Raw genomic sequence first — 15,295 nt, forward strand, 5'->3', positions numbered from 1 at the left:
TCAGGCTTTTTCACAGGATGTGAAGTTCTTAGCCTGGGTTCCTCTATTTCAGTAGGTGTTTGGACACCCACTGCAAAGGTACCAAAATCGCATTTCATCTCACCACCTATAGAGGTGGGAGTCTTCTGCTGAATGAAGATAAACTCGTAAATTTTTCTGATGATTATTGAACTTGTAAAAGATCACTAATGATTAACTACACCTTTAACATCATTACCTATATTTGACTTAACGATGATTTCTGGAAAATTATCTGCTGCATTTTTTGACTTACGGGCCCCTATAAGGGTACCAATATAGCAGCCTAAAAAACCTAACGGTATCGAAAGAATTCCTGGTGATGCTAGAGGGAAAATAGGATGACCAGTAAATAGGGCTACACCTGGTTCTGGGTTCCAAACATTTGGACTTACCATTACTAGACCAATCGTGCTAATTAAGCCTATAAGCATCCCAAAGATTGCTCCCGTTTTGTTGAACTTTCTCCAAAAAATAGTTAATAAAATAACTGGTAAATTCGAACTCGCTGCTAATGTAAGAGCAATTGAGGCTACAAAGGCAACATTAAAATTTTGCAAAAATAGTGATAAGGCGATGGCGATAGCAGTGATGACAATCGAAGCAAGACGTACCATAAACATTTGCTGTTTTTCAGTTGCTTTCCCGTCTTTTAAAATTTCGTTATAAAAGTCATGGGAAAATGCTGTTGCTCCCGTAACTACAATTCCAGCAACCACTGCAAGTATAGTAGCAAAAGAAACCGCAGAAATGAAAGCAAACATAAAATCTCCGCCAATATACTTTGCTAATAATGGCGCTGCCATATTCCCTGCTGGGTTAGCCTCTATAATACTCGAAGTTCCAACTAGCTTCGCTGCGCCAAACCCAAGGAAAATGACCATAATATGGAACATGCCCATTATCCACATAAGCCAAACAACTGACTTTCTGGCAACCTGGGCATTAGGTACAGTTAAAAAGCGAACTAATACATGAGGTAGACCTGCTGTCCCAAGAATGAGCCCAAGTGTTAAAGAAGCAGCATCCCAACCGTTTTTATATTTTAAACCTGGATTTAAGAAATCAATTCCAAAAGGAGTGGCGGTTTTCATATCTGTAAAAATGCCAATAAAATTAAAATTAAATTTCCACATAACCATGACAAACATAATAAAGGTTCCGCCTACTAAAAGAATGGCTTTAATAATTTGAACCCAGCTTGTTGCGGTCATTCCTCCAAATAAAACAAAGGCTAACATAGCCACACCAACAATAAGGACTGAAATATTATACGGAATACCTAATAATAATTTGAATAAAGCTCCTGCAGCTACGAGCTGTGCAAGCATATAAAAAACTGAAATAATAATCGTATTGAAGGCCGTTACACCTCGTACTTGTTTAAACTTAAATCGAGCAGTAATCATGTCACCTAACGTATATTTCCCAAGATTTCTTAATGGTTCAGCAACTAAAAATAAAATGACAAGAAACGAAACGAGGGCACCGTACATAAGGAAAAATCCGTCATATCCCGTTAAAGAAAAGGCTCCAATTAACCCTAAAAAGGTAGATGCAGACATAAAGTCTCCAGCTAAAGCAAGTCCATTTTGCCTAGCAGTCAGACCACCTCCAGCTGTATAAAAAGAACCTGCCGTTTTTGTTTTTTTGGAAGCATAGTACGTAATGAAAAGTACCCCTATTGACATGAGTACAAAAAGAAGAATAATGTCCCATCCCATATGTCTACAGCCCCTCTTTTACTATGATTTGCTTTACTTTTTCGTCAAATTCAGCAGACTTCTTTACATAAACACTGCATACCCCAAATGACATAAAGATAATTGAAATACCGTAAATCCACGCCAACGTAATGTCTCCTATTACTTGAACGTTTAAAATATTTGTAAACAAGGCTAGGAATGGTAAAGCTAGTGAATAAGCCAAATAAAAAATTGTGTATGAAATAATAAACTTTTTCTTATCTAAAAGTAGTTGTTTAAAATCCTCTGAAGTGGAAATTTTGTCATAATCTATTTGTTTGTTATCTTGTTGTTCGATGTCTTTTTTTACACTACGCTGTTCTTTTACTAGCTCCAAATTGATAGCACCTCTTTCCTAATAATTCAATAGGGTTCTTACATGCTTCTAATTCTTCAATTTTTAATTTCTATTAAAAACCACTAGTTTTAGCTCTGTCATTTCTTCTACAGCATATTTTATTCCTTCTCTTCCCATTCCACTTTCCTTCACACCACCATAAGGCATGTTATCTACACGAAACGTTGGAATATCATTAATCATTACGCCTCCAACATGAAGGTTTTCAGCTGCAGTTAACGCTGTATGAACATTATCCGTGTAAATCCCTGCTTGAAGACCATATCGCGAATCATTTACTTGTTCAATTGCTTCCTCTACTGTCTGAACTTTATTGATAATAACAATTGGAGCAAACACTTCTTGGCACGAAACTTTTAAAGAAGACGCTGCATTTAATATGACCGTTGGCAATAGAATATTTCCTTTGGCGATTCCCCCAGTTGCTACTTCTGCTCCATGTTGTGTCGCCTCATGAATCCAATCTAAAGTACGTTCCACATCTTCTTTTGAAATAAGCGCTGAAACATCCGTACGTGGATCTAACGGGTCACCAATTTTGAGTTGTTGAGTTGCTTCAACGAATTTTTGCACAAATGTTTCGTACAAACTTTCATGAATATAAATGCGTTGTAATGATATACATACTTGACCTTGGAAAGAAAAGGCTCCCCTCACACAACGATTAATAATTGAATCTATATCGATCCCTTTATCAATAATAACCGCTGCATTTGAACCCAGTTCTAATGTCACACGCTTCAGTCCTGCTTTGTTTCGAATACCAATCCCAACTGCTGGGCTTCCGGTAAATGTAATGGCTGCAATTCTATCATCGGTCACGATTTTATCTCCCACGACTCTTCCGCTTCCAGTAATCACATTAAGAGCTCCATTCGGTAAACCGGCCTCCTGTAACAACTCTGCTAAAAAGAAAGAAGATAGTGGCGTTTGACTTGCTGGTTTTAATACAATTGTATTTCCTGCGGCAATGGCAGGACCTACTTTATGGGCAACTAAATTCATCGGAAAATTAAATGGAGTAATCGCTCCAATAACTCCAATAGGTTCACGCACCGTATATGCTACTCGTTTTTCTCCACCTGGTGCAGCATCCAATGGAAGTGTTTCTCCATGAATTCGCTTTGCTTCTTCAGCTGCAAACTTATACGTTTGTATTGTCCGTTTCACTTCTTCGATTGCAGTAGCAATTGGTTTAGCTGCCTCTAAAGCGATAATTTCTGCCGCTTCATCTAAACGTTTCTCTAACAAAGCTACCAAACGTTCCAAAATAGCTGCACGTTCGTGAGCTGGCATTTTCGCCATGACTGTTTTTGCACGAACTGCAGCTTCAATTGCCTCATTCACTTCTTTGTCATTAGCCTTAGGAATATATGCAATAACATCTCCAGAATATGGAGATGTTAGAGATGCCTGTTCAGTGGCTTGTTGCCATTGACCATCAATATATAAGTTTTTCTTTCTTGCTTGTACTTTTAAATTCATAGTCTACTCCTTTCTGTTATAGCCTACTATTAATTAGATCACTAGCTCATCTTTTTTCATATATTCATTCATGTCGTATGACTCATTCTGCTTGCCATATTGATAGCTTAGCCACTTTACCTTTATCCGCTTCTTATATGGGAATACAGAACAATCTTTTAATTGTATTAACAATGAAGTGTGTTGCCCATTACTAGCTATTTGGTGGCAAGTTCCATCATAATGAGTGCCATCTATTTCAACTTGAATATGGTAAATACCAGGTTTAGGCATTCGGTATCTCTTTTTTACTATTAAGTTAAGAAACTGATGTTTTTTGTTAAAAAGAGAACTTTGATTCATTTCCCCATTAATTTCATAATAATCACCAAGATACATAGGAATCATTTGCACATGACCTTCATCAAGCAATTTTCGGATTGCTGTGGAACTAATTTTTTCATCAGAATGTTGGATTTTTGGAACAGTCGTTACACCCAAACTTCCGGGATTATACTCCGCTAACGTTTTCATATTACCGAGTCCTTTATAGCCATAATGATAATCAAAGCCTGCTACAACATGTATACATCCAAGTCCAATAATGTATTGTTCAACAAAATCGTTAGGAGAAAGACGGGCAAACTCAGGGCTAAACTCAACAACAAATAACTTTTCAACCCCCAGCTTTTCAAATCGATCTTCTTTCAAAGGAAGCGGAGTTAAATAAGTCATTGGCTCCATATGAGGAAAGAGTATATCTTTTGGGTGTGGATAAAACGTCATAACACCAAAGGCGCATTGTTTTTGCAAAGCAATTTGTTTTGCTGTTTCAAGAATTTTTTGATGACCGATATGAACGCCATCAAAAAAACCGAGAGCCAAAACACAAGCTTCCATTTCAGTGAATGTTGATTGATCCATTGAACTTTTGATATAAATCGTCTCCATCGTTTGCCCTCCCCTTTTATGTTAAGTTAGTTGTGGTGCAGTAATCTGGCCATATTTTCCTGCAAAGAATGTCAGAGGATTTCCTTCACGAAGGACAATATTTTCTACTTCTCCAAGGAACAGCGTATGGTCACCAGCTACTTGCTTTCCATATACATTACACACAATATTTGCTAGCGCATCCTTTACTACCGAGATGTCGTTTAGGCGGTCAAATTCAAGTTCACGTTTTTCTTTGATCTGACCAGCGAATAACATAGAAATTTCTTGCTGGTCTTCTGATAATATATTTACCGCAAATTTACCGGAGCGGTTAATTTTATCGAGCATTTTTGCATTTTCTTTAATCGATATTAGTACGAGTTTTGGATTTAGCGACACTGACATGAAGGCATTTGCTGTCATGCCATGAGGCTCTCCATCAATGTCCGTTGTAATAACGGTTACACCGGTTGCAAATTTACCCATCGCATCTCGAAATGTACGATCATCCATTAAAATTCCTCCATTCTTTTTATTTAAATAACCAGTTCTGGTTTGCGCTGTGCAAGATTTGGTGCCTTGGACTGAATTTGTTCATTGGTTTCAATATCTAAAAACGGAGATGTTTCATTAAACCAACTATCCGGTGCTTTTGCACCCCATAATGTTTGACGACGTGGGTCATTTAAATCCCATCGAATTGGCTCGAAGTCATTGTCACTTGTTAAGTAATCTCCGTTATACAGCTCAATGCGGTATCCATCTGGATCTCTTAAATACAAGAAGAATGCATTGGATAAGCCGTGGCGTGCTGGCCCTCTTTCTATGTTCTCTGAATAGCCAAGTGAAGCTAAAACATCGCAGCAATGAATGAGAGCAAGTGGATCAGGTAGCCAGTAAGCAAAGTGATGAAGACGCGGACCATCTCCGTTCATAAAGGCTTGATCATGTACAGTCTGTTTGCGGTGAAGCCACGCAGCCCAGATACTTCCATCTTCTATCGTTGTATATTCAGAACATGCAAAACCTAGCTCCTTGATAAAGAAGTTATAAGCTTTTTCTACATCCGGTACAGCACAGTTTACGTGGTCAATTCGCTGAATTCGGGCACCGCTGTATAAATCGTAGCGCTGAAGTAAGCGCTCGGCTTTTTCAATTTTGCAGAAAAATTCAAGGGGCATCCCTGAAATATCGTGTACATGCAGTGCACGTCCAAGAGCATGCTGAGTACCTTCCTTAAGCCACTTTGTTTTTAAGCCTTTTGCTTGAAACAATTCAGCTAGACGGTCAAGATCTTCTTCTTTTGCTACTTTGTAACCGAGTGCGTGTACCCCTAACGTCTCGGACTTTTTAAGAACTAAGCTGTGGTGTGTGTGTTCTTCAAGCCCTCTCAAATAAACACAATCATCCTTTGTTTCCGTTTCAATCATGCCGAGCGCTTTTACATAAAAATCTTTTGAACGGTCTAAATCCTTGACGTTTATAACCGTTCTGGCAATTCGAATGATATTGAAATCCATACTCCTCATCTCCCTTAGTCGATTAATTAGTTATTATTAACTAACGCTTCTGATCGATTCAAAAATTCCTTCACACGATCAACATATTCTTGTTTGTCATACCCGTTATAAAGCGTACTTGCCATTCTAATTGGATCACCGAAGAAGAAGCGCTCATAAAGTGTTTGTCGAGTACCAAATGAACTGATACATACATCCCATGCCAAACGATAAAGTTTCACCCGATCATAAGCATCTCCAGTGGCTGATTGTAAATACTTATCAAGATCCGGACGAATTTCGGAATGGAAGTCTGATTCTGAAGGGATCGCCATTAAGCCACTTGCTCCCATTAATTGCATAATTTCTGTAAAGCGAGGGTAAATTTTCGGGAAGTAATGACGTGCTGCATTTAACGGTGCAAAATCTGGTGTCATAGTCCCCCATCTATCCACTTTTGCATTTGCTTCGGCAGCAACGACATATGCTTTCATCGTTTCAAGTGCAATAATTACTTCAGAGATTTTCTCCTGTATATGTTGGTATTGGCCAATATTAATTGTCTCTGCCATTAATTGAAGAATACCAAGGACAAACTCTGTTTTCGCGATATTTTTTGATACAACTTGATGTGTCATATGAACAACTGCATTACTTTCATTGTAGGCTTGGTTGCACACATTCACATCACCAAGGGCAAAGACTCGATTCCACGGAACGACAACATCATCAAACACAACAATGGTATCCATTTCTTCAAAGCGAGATCCTAGCGGATGGTCGAAATGAGACTTACCATAATCAAAAGATTCTCGACAAATAAATTTCAAGCCCGGTGTGTTATTAGGAATAGAAAATGCAAACGCATATGGATTTTCTTCAGCTGATTGTTTTAACAGAGTAGATGGGAATACCATGATTTCATCGGTAATACCACCTTGCGTAGCAAGTAATCTTGCTCCTTTAATAACGACCCCTTCGGATGTTTTCTCTTTAATTCTTGCTGCAATATACGGATCTGGAAGCTGTGCTGAGTTTACTCCCCTATTGACTTGCGGCTGAATCAACGTATGTGTTAAAGATAAATCATTTTCACGGCAATACTCGTAGTAGTTGGTCATGTTTTCGGCATAGATGGAGTCCTGCTTTCCAAACATTTCTGCAGCTGAACCATACGCCATCATCCCGACATTAATGTAATCAGGGGAACGCCCCATCATGCCACCATTATATTTCGCCCATTCTTGCATCATTTTGCGACGCATCACTAAATCTTCTTTTGTTTTTGGCTGCATAAAAGATGTACCTACCCGTTCACGAGTTGTCGGTGATTCATATGTCATGTAATCCTTTTTGTCTGGATCATGTTGCAGATCGTAAAGTTCTGCCTGAGTTTTCATAACACCTTTAAAAGCTGGATGTTCAGAAATCTTCCCTTCTACGCGTTTGCCATCAATCCATATATTTGCCTGTGCATGATCAACTCTTTCAATATATTGCTCTCCTGTTTTTGCTGGCATATTGTTTCCCCCTAAAAAATAGTTGTTTACTTCCCAAATTGCGGAATATGGTGATCACCTATAGCAACATGGATTACCTTTGGTTCTGTATAAAATTCAAACATTGCGTAATGACCACCCTCTCTTCCAATTCCACTATCTTTCATACCGCCAAATGGAATTCGAAGATCTCGTACGTTTTGAGCGTTAATCCAAAGCATACCTGCTTCAATAGCATCCGCCATACGATGTGCTCGTTTTAAATCTTTTGTCCATACAAAACCAGCTAGTCCGTAAGATACGTCATTCGCCATATGAAGTACTTCTTCATCTGTTTCAAATTCGATTACGGCCATAACGGGACCAAAAATTTCTTCCTGACATACTCTCATGTCATTTTTGGCATTCAATAAAAGTGTTGGTGGTACAAAATTACCTGCCTTTACCTTTTCCGGAACCACTCCCTGAACTACTTCACAACCTTCTTGTTTAGCGATTTCTATATATTTTTTTACTTTGTTGTAGTGACCTTTTTCAATTAGCGGACCAAGCTCAGTTGACGAATCCATTGGGTCACCGATTTTAATGTTAGCGACACGTGCTTTTAATTTTTCTACAAATTGATCTTTAATATTTTTATGCAAGAATACGCGAGAATTGGATGTACAACGTTCCCCATTAAAAGAGAAAATCCCCCATATTGCTGCGTCTAGAGCTCGTTCAAGATCTGCATCATCAAAGACAATTAAAGGTGATTTCCCACCAAGCTCCATCGATGTTTTCTTTAAAGTATCCGCAGCGTTTTTAATAATAGTGGAGCCTGTAGTCGTTTCACCCGTAAATGAAATCGCTTTCACATCTGGGTGAGCAACAAGAGCAGCCCCTGCTGTTTCTCCAAAGCCATGCACGATATTAAAGACGCCATCCGGAATTTGAGCTTTATGAATAATTTCCGCTAATTTATTGGCAGTCAATGGTGACAGTTCAGCTGGTTTTAGGACAACAGTATTGCCAGTTGCTAATGCAGGCGCTACTTTCCAAGTCTCTAACATGAATGGGGCATTCCATGGCGTAATTAACCCTATAACACCTAATGGTTTATACACGGTATAATTAATGAATTCACCATCCATTGGATAAGATTCGCCATGCAATTTTGTCTCCACCATTCGTGCGTAGAAACGGAAATTTTCTGCAGCACGTGCGGTTTGATTTCTTGTTTGGCTAATTGGCAAACCTGTGTCTAATGACTCTAAGAAAGCAATTTCCTCAATCTCCTCATCGATGATATCTGCAATTCTATTAATATATTGCATTCTTTCTTTCAATTTCATCTTGCCCCACGGACCATTCACAAACGCTTCTTTTGCAGAAAGAACAGCTTGATTTATATCCGCTTCACGCCCCTCAGCGATATAGTTATTTATTTCATTGGTAAATGGATTTTTATTTTCAAAAGAAGCACCTGATTGACTGTCGACAAACTGTCCATTAATATAAAGTTTTACATTTGCTACTTGCTTGTGTTCGTGATTTTTTTGACTCTCAGATACTTGAACTTGCATGTTATTACACTCCCCATTCTTCTCTTACTCCTGTAACGAGGAGTAAGAGAATTTTTAGATTTTGAATGATTATTTAGTGACAATCGCATTTGATAAAATACCATATTGATGTAAAACTTCACGAATCTCGTTTTGAAGTGCCTCAGATGGTAAATCCATTGGCTTACGTAAAACTGGCGTAATTTTACCCATCATGCCCAGCGCTGCTTTTACTGGCCCTGGGTTCGTTTCTTTGAATAACACATCATTTAATGTCATCAATTCATAATGAAGATTTAAAGCTTTTTCAGCGTCGCCTTCCTCCCAAGCATTGTGCATTTCTGCTACTTTCGCTGGCGCAACATTTGCTGTGGCGCTAATAGAACCTTTTCCTCCGATTGTTAACATTGGGTAGCAAAGAAGTTCAATTCCCGAGAATAGACTGAAATCTCTACCACAATTCAACAGCACCCGATTGACATGTTCAAAATCTTTATTTGACTCTTTGGCACCAATAATGTTCGGGCAATCTTCAACGAGTCGAGCCATTGTTGTTACTTCCATATTCACCCCTGTTCTTCCAGGAATGTTATAGATAATAATCGGAATATCCACGGTATCGGCAATAGCTTTATAGTGTTTATATAATGCTTGCTGGGAAGGCTTATTATAGTATGGAACAATAACCATCGCAGCATCTGCTCCCATTTCTTGAGCAGCCTTTGTTAGTCGAAGCGCTTCATTATGATTAACAGATCCTGTTGCTGGTATAAATGGAACTCGTCCGTTAATCGTTTTACTTGCTGTTTCCATCACAAGCTCTCTCTCTTCAATCGTTAGAGAACTAGGTTCCCCAGAAGTTCCGGTTACCGAAATACCATGGCTCCCACTTTCTATTTGCCAGTTAATTAAACTTTTAAATGTCTGTAAATCTAAGCTTTCATCTTCCTTGAATGGTGTAATAACTGGTGCAATCGAACCTTTTATACTTTCTTTAGCTTTTCGAATTCTAGACATTTTATCTTCTCCTTTTCTACCTTTTCATGGAATCGTTTTCAAAAATAATGTATCATTAAGTTTGAAATATTTAAAATATTTAAAATGTTTGTAACGTATATAAAATAAATATGCTTTCTAAGGAGGAGTTTCATGGATATAAGACAATTGCGATACTTTAACACTATTGTTGAAGAAGGGCAAATCACTAGAGCAGCAAAGAAATTACATATGGCCCAACCCCCCCTTAGTCAACAGCTAAAAGCGTTGGAGGAAGAACTTAGTACTCGTTTGATCATACGAAATGGAAAAAATATAGAACTAACAGCAGCAGGAAAAGTTTTGTATAAAAGAGCTACCAATCTTTTAAGTCAGATTGATGAAACAATTATGGAAGTGAAAGAAGTAGGAGAAGGTCTTAAGGGTACTTTATCAATTGGATCTGTAAAAACATGCTTTTCTTACCTACCTGAACGCATTCGTTTTTTCCGAGAAAAGTATTCAAACGTTACATTTCGTTTATACGAAGGAGATACTTATCGATTATTACAAGATTTAAGGAATAGGCATATTGAGGTTGCGATAGTCCGCTTACCTTTTGAATCAGAATCTGATGACTTATCTTCACTGCCATTACCTCCAGACCATTTTGTAGCTGTTATCCCTGAAACGTGGAATTATGAAAATACAATAAGACTAGAAGAACTTTCAAGAATGCCCCTAATGTTGCTACAACGTTTAAAGGGTGTTGGTCAATACGAACTGGTTATAGAAGCTTGTAGAAAATATCACTATGAACCAAATATTGTCTGTCAATGTTCAGACGCTGATATGATAATGTCCCTAGTAAGAGAAGGTGTCGGTGCTTCTTTACTTCCAAGGTCTGTCTTACGTTCATTTTCTATGAATGGTCTGAAAATATTGGAGCTTGAAGAACTTCGTATTCAATCAGATTCGGCCGTTATCTGGTTGAAGGATCGTTACATTTCAAAAAGTGCTGTTAAATTTATTGAAACTTTTAAGAGGGAATACAGTTTAAATTTTTCACATGTAGAATGACGCAAATAAATCATTTCAAATTTTTAATACTCACACGTTACTTATATATATTGCGAAGTCAAAAATAAGACAATGAGCTTATTTGACTTCTTTTCTAGTGGTGGTGATTACCATTGTTTTAAAATCATGCTAGCAATTTACAAATCTTTTGCAATGGAATCAAACATATCTGCAGCAAATGGACGTAGCGGTTTTCAGTAGTTGCTGATCTGCTGTGTCCTATCTTTTTTGGACAGTTTTTATAGGTTGTCCACTTTCAATCAACATTGTTGTGTATGAATGGTAGTTTCTGATGAAGAAATCTTTTTATTGTTTGTTCTGTAAGTTTTTTCGGAAAACTGTTGAAAGATGCCCTTTTGCAACCCTCCAGCCTTCCTAAATTACACACCAGCTAATACATCCTCGCTATTAAATGACAAAAAGGCAGTTGAAAATCAGGTCCAGCCGGATTTTCAACCGCCAACTCAAATATATGATTTTTATTATACCCATTTGATTTACAGGGTTGTTTTTTTGATTGCATTTTGTTGCTGTTTAACTGCGTTTTTTATATGTTCTGCTCCTCTATAAACTAGAAATTATTATGGACTAACTGGAGGAGTAAGCCCTGTAAGAACAGGAGTTATAACACTAGTGCCTGCTCCAAGACGAATTTGTTGAACTTGCAGTACTTTTACTGTAAGCTCTAGCACGATTTTTTCACGTAATGTGTCGAAAGTGCCTTCTGGTGTTGCCATAACTGGTGAAAAATCAAGTTCAAAGAAGTTTGCAGCTACTAACTCGCCAAATGGTTGTTCATTGTATTTAACTAGATTTTGGAAGAATGCTTTATCCAATCGAGCATCCATTTGCGTAGTTTCATTAAGGAAGTTCGCTTCGGCAAACTCAGAAATTCCTAAAATCGGAGTTGGGCCTCCAAGTGTTTGTGGGAACGTAAGGTCTGTAAAACCTGAAAACGGAACATCGGCAATTCTATCTTGGAGTGCCGCGTTACATGCTGCTGTAGCATATTCTATATTTTTGCGAATATGTCCTGCTACAAATAATTTAGCTCTTGTTACCGCAAAAAAGTCAGTAGTGCCAATACGTGCAAAAGCAACAGGCACTAGTTTCACTTGATTTAGGAATACATTTTTTTTCACTCTTTTGATTTCAGTTGCAGCAGGAGTAAGCGTAATATCCGCCTCCACAGCAATTTGAAGCGTTGGTTCTGCAAGTACAACCGGAACTTTAACAGTTGGCGTCACTAACGGTGTAGCGACTATTGGAGTAACTTCAGTAGTTAATGGAATTTGTTCTGTTGATGTTACTGGACAAGGTTCGACTTGATTAACTTGAAAATCTAATGGATCACTCAAAAAAATTCCCTCTTTTCATTTTTTTAGTATTAGTGAGCGCTCACTATATTGCTAGAATATGTAGCGATTAATTCTATGTATAGACGTGTATACTAGTTTTTCTTATTTTAAAAAAGGGATTTTTTAGAATGTACATTAAAATGCTAGATACTCACCATAGTTAATCTAGTTTTATGTTTAGTTACCTTTTTTGACTGAGGATTTTTCAAGAAAATAATAGTCAAAAGCAGAAGCAATATTACGAAGAGAGATTTTAGTGTACGGAAATGCTAGAACCGTGTTTATACCACACTTAGGTTTTTGGATGAAGGACATACAAAAGCCCAGTCTTAAATCAATGTAATCTCATAACGATCCTCCAAATCTTATATTTCATAGCGTTCAGTAGTTTGGTTTACCAATACAATCAGTTTACTCTCAAAACATCCGTTAACAAAATCTAATAACCTTGCCCAATACTTCCTTTTCTATCCTCATCATAAATTTTATGTTTTTTTTCAAAGTCAGCGTCAACTAACTCTTTTAGTTGATTTCACTATGTCTACAAATATCATCTGTTTGTATATCATCCTTATAACCGGTGAAATAATACATAATCGCTTTTTTGGCATTATTAGCAGCTAGCATTTTAGCACCATCACTTAAATTCATATTTTAAAGTTTTGAGTCATCTTAATACCTGTTTTCAAATGGGTAATATCTTTCTGCCACGATTGATTCACCCGTTTCTAAAACTCTTGATTTTTGTGGTACAATTACCAAAAGGAGGTTTGTAAGAATTATGTCATTATTGTTTTTTCTTGCTCCATTCGCCTTTGGAATTTGGTTTTTAAATAAGTTCATTAGCTTACTGGAGGAACAAAACAGCTTGCAGAAGGAACAAAATGAAATTCTAAGAAATATATCCAACAAGCTAGATAAATAGTATACATAAACGGAAAATCCCCCCTTTTACTGAACAAAAAATCTTTCATGTGCTCATGACTGTTATCTTAAAATAAGCTTATCCGGTCATATTTTTGTTTTTTGAAAGGTGCGTTCACCATTAGATATGTTGGTGCATCGTTTCCACCTTTTTCCGCGCCATTATTTTCCATCGCCTCATTCACTTCTTCCTCTTTAATAGGTTTAATGTATTCAAAACAACTAGTATCTCGTGAAGAATTAAAAATCAATCAAAAGAAAACCTAAGACGTATTTAATAGTGTTATTCGCCTTTAATGCCGTTTTTTCAATGATGCCTAACTCGACTAATTTTGAAATAACACGGTAAACTGTCTTTGTACTGGTCTCCAATTGTTGCAGCTTTTACATAACAAGCCTCCGTGTATTCCAATGAAGACTAGCAAGTTTTAAAACGACGGCACGCTCTGATCAGTGAAATTGTAGTAGTGTGTTGCCACGTGGTCATCAACATTTGAATCCATGTCGGTTGTTGTATAAGTATTCAAATGCCATCGTTTTCACCTCACTTTCCAATTCAGCAAAAAGTGAATTTATGAATTTAATAGTGTTAACAATTATTAATGATGTGGTGTAAGAGACATGAGCATGGTAAAGAACATTAAATTGTTAATGGTTGAAAGAAATGTAACGGTTACTAAATTAGCTGAAAAGTTAGGTACTTCCCAATCCAATATTTCTAATAAACGAAAGAAAGATAATTTTAGTGAAATGAATTAGAGGAGATCGCGAACGCATTAGATCAAAATATGAAGCTCATTTCGTTTTTTTAGAAGGTGGACGCAAGTTTTAAGTAACAGATAACTAATATTAGTTGTCTGTATTTTTTTATGTACTTTTGACAATTAATTTCCTAAAATAGAAATATAGGGGAGGTATTTTAAATTGAAGAAAAAACTAATTTTTAGTGCAGCATTAGTATTAAGTTTAGGATTAGCTGGTTGTTCAAACGATTCTACAAAGGATGAAAAGTCTAAAGTGGATTCTACAAAACAAGAGACAACTGCACCTGCTGCTAAAGAGGAAACTTCATCTGGCAAATTAACTGAAGAAAAATTTAAGCAAATTAAAGAAGGCATGACGTATGAAGAAGTATTTAATATTGTAGGATCAAAAGGAAAAGTAATTTCTGAAATAGGAACAGATGGTGATTCAAATCATACGGTTATATATGAATTTGAAACAGACGGGTCTTTCTCGACTGCCAATATGACATTCCAAGGCAATAAATTAATCAATAAAACTCAAATAGGTATGGGTTCATCTGATGTAAAAATAACAATTGACCAATTTAATAAACTTGAAAATGGTATGACTGAAGCTCAAGTTTTTGAAATTCTCGGTGGTGAGGGTGATTTAATTTCTGAATCGGGTAATTTCAAAATATATACCTATAATGGTGAAAAAACATTATCTAGCATTTCTATCACTCTTCAAGATGGTAAATTATTGAATAAAACACAAATGGGATTAGAATAAAATTTTTGTAAAAGCTGCTCGTTATGAGTAGCTTTTTTATATGTACTAATAGAAGAATTTCGCATAATTCCGCAAGTAGCGATAGCATGGATACAATAGCAGAAACAATAAATTTTGCGGGCTTTGGATAGAAAAAAGCAAGATAGATTCTATTTCTTTTTTAACTTCCAATGCTTCTGATTCATATTCGGTATTAGATAGTAAAGTGATTAATCGTTCTAATGGTTTTAAAACTGTTTCTTTATCCACCCAATCATCCTTTCTTATAACTTCAAGACTGCATCAAACTCCGCCCTATCAGGTTACTAGTACATGCCAGTCTTCTTCGGTATCTAATGTTCCTGAGATACTTATTAAGCCGGTTAACTAGTCCATCATTA

13 protein-coding genes are annotated in these 15,295 nt (G+C 36.9%); 3 read left to right on the forward strand and 10 right to left on the reverse strand.

The annotated features are described in order from the left end of the window. Positions 1-185 precede the first annotated feature (185 nt). The 9 genes from MY533_RS14985 to hpaI all read right to left on the reverse strand — a co-directional run bounded on the left by MY533_RS14985 (position 186) and on the right by hpaI (position 10,077). Positions 186-1,742, reverse strand: coding sequence for a solute symporter family protein (locus MY533_RS14985; RefSeq protein WP_248716595.1), 1,557 nt, complete (start codon positions 1,740-1,742; stop codon positions 186-188). Between the two features lie 4 nt (positions 1,743-1,746). Beyond that, positions 1,747-2,100: a DUF485 domain-containing protein gene (locus MY533_RS14990; RefSeq protein WP_248716596.1), complete on the reverse strand. Its 354-nt coding sequence runs from the start codon at positions 2,098-2,100 to the stop codon at positions 1,747-1,749. 63 nt (positions 2,101-2,163) lie between these two features. Further along, complete coding sequence (locus MY533_RS14995; protein ID WP_248716597.1) at positions 2,164-3,606, reverse strand: aldehyde dehydrogenase family protein; 1,443 nt, start codon at positions 3,604-3,606, stop codon at positions 2,164-2,166. Positions 3,607-3,639: 33 nt separating this feature from the next. After that, entirely contained in the window at positions 3,640-4,536 is an 897-nt protein-coding gene (locus MY533_RS15000) for a cytidyltransferase (protein WP_248716598.1), read from the reverse strand. 21 nt (positions 4,537-4,557) lie between these two features. Continuing rightward, positions 4,558-5,031, reverse strand: coding sequence for a flavin reductase family protein (locus tag MY533_RS15005; protein WP_248716599.1), 474 nt, complete (start codon positions 5,029-5,031; stop codon positions 4,558-4,560). 23 nt (positions 5,032-5,054) lie between these two features. Next, positions 5,055-6,038: a 3,4-dihydroxyphenylacetate 2,3-dioxygenase gene (gene hpaD, locus MY533_RS15010; RefSeq protein WP_248716600.1), complete on the reverse strand. Its 984-nt coding sequence runs from the start codon at positions 6,036-6,038 to the stop codon at positions 5,055-5,057. A gap of 26 nt (positions 6,039-6,064) precedes the next feature. Continuing rightward, on the reverse strand, positions 6,065-7,537 hold the full coding sequence (gene hpaB, locus MY533_RS15015; RefSeq protein WP_248716601.1) for a 4-hydroxyphenylacetate 3-monooxygenase, oxygenase component: 1,473 nt from the start codon (positions 7,535-7,537) through the stop codon (positions 6,065-6,067). 26 nt (positions 7,538-7,563) lie between these two features. After that, on the reverse strand, positions 7,564-9,081 hold the full coding sequence (hpaE, locus tag MY533_RS15020; RefSeq protein ID WP_248716602.1) for a 5-carboxymethyl-2-hydroxymuconate semialdehyde dehydrogenase: 1,518 nt from the start codon (positions 9,079-9,081) through the stop codon (positions 7,564-7,566). 69 nt (positions 9,082-9,150) lie between these two features. Next, positions 9,151-10,077: a 2,4-dihydroxyhept-2-ene-1,7-dioic acid aldolase gene (gene hpaI, locus MY533_RS15025; RefSeq protein WP_248716603.1), complete on the reverse strand. Its 927-nt coding sequence runs from the start codon at positions 10,075-10,077 to the stop codon at positions 9,151-9,153. Positions 10,078-10,209: 132 nt separating this feature from the next. Here hpaI and MY533_RS15030 point away from each other — a divergent pair, with 132 nt between their 5' ends. Beyond that, positions 10,210-11,115 carry a LysR family transcriptional regulator gene (locus MY533_RS15030; RefSeq protein ID WP_248716604.1) on the forward strand — a complete coding sequence of 302 codons (906 nt, stop codon included), beginning with the start codon at positions 10,210-10,212 and terminating at the stop codon, positions 11,113-11,115. Positions 11,116-11,696: 581 nt separating this feature from the next. Here MY533_RS15030 and MY533_RS15035 read toward each other — a convergent pair. After that, positions 11,697-12,473 carry a CsxC family protein gene (locus tag MY533_RS15035; protein ID WP_248716605.1) on the reverse strand — a complete coding sequence of 259 codons (777 nt, stop codon included), beginning with the start codon at positions 12,471-12,473 and terminating at the stop codon, positions 11,697-11,699. A gap of 1,551 nt (positions 12,474-14,024) precedes the next feature. On the opposite strand from MY533_RS15035, the gene MY533_RS15040 reads away from it, so the two are divergent. Both MY533_RS15040 and MY533_RS15045 read left to right on the forward strand, forming a co-directional pair. Further along, positions 14,025-14,156 (forward strand): helix-turn-helix domain-containing protein, encoded by a 132-nt coding sequence (locus MY533_RS15040; RefSeq protein WP_248716606.1) that lies wholly within the window; start codon positions 14,025-14,027, stop codon positions 14,154-14,156. A gap of 165 nt (positions 14,157-14,321) precedes the next feature. Next, the gene (locus MY533_RS15045) at positions 14,322-14,915 is read left to right on the forward strand and encodes a DUF3862 domain-containing protein (RefSeq protein WP_248716607.1); all 594 of its coding nucleotides are present in this window, start codon (positions 14,322-14,324) and stop codon (positions 14,913-14,915) included. Positions 14,916-15,295 lie beyond the last annotated feature (380 nt).

This window comes from Lysinibacillus sp. Ag94 (genome assembly GCF_023242215.1).
GTDB lineage: Bacteria > Bacillota > Bacilli > Bacillales_A > Planococcaceae > Lysinibacillus.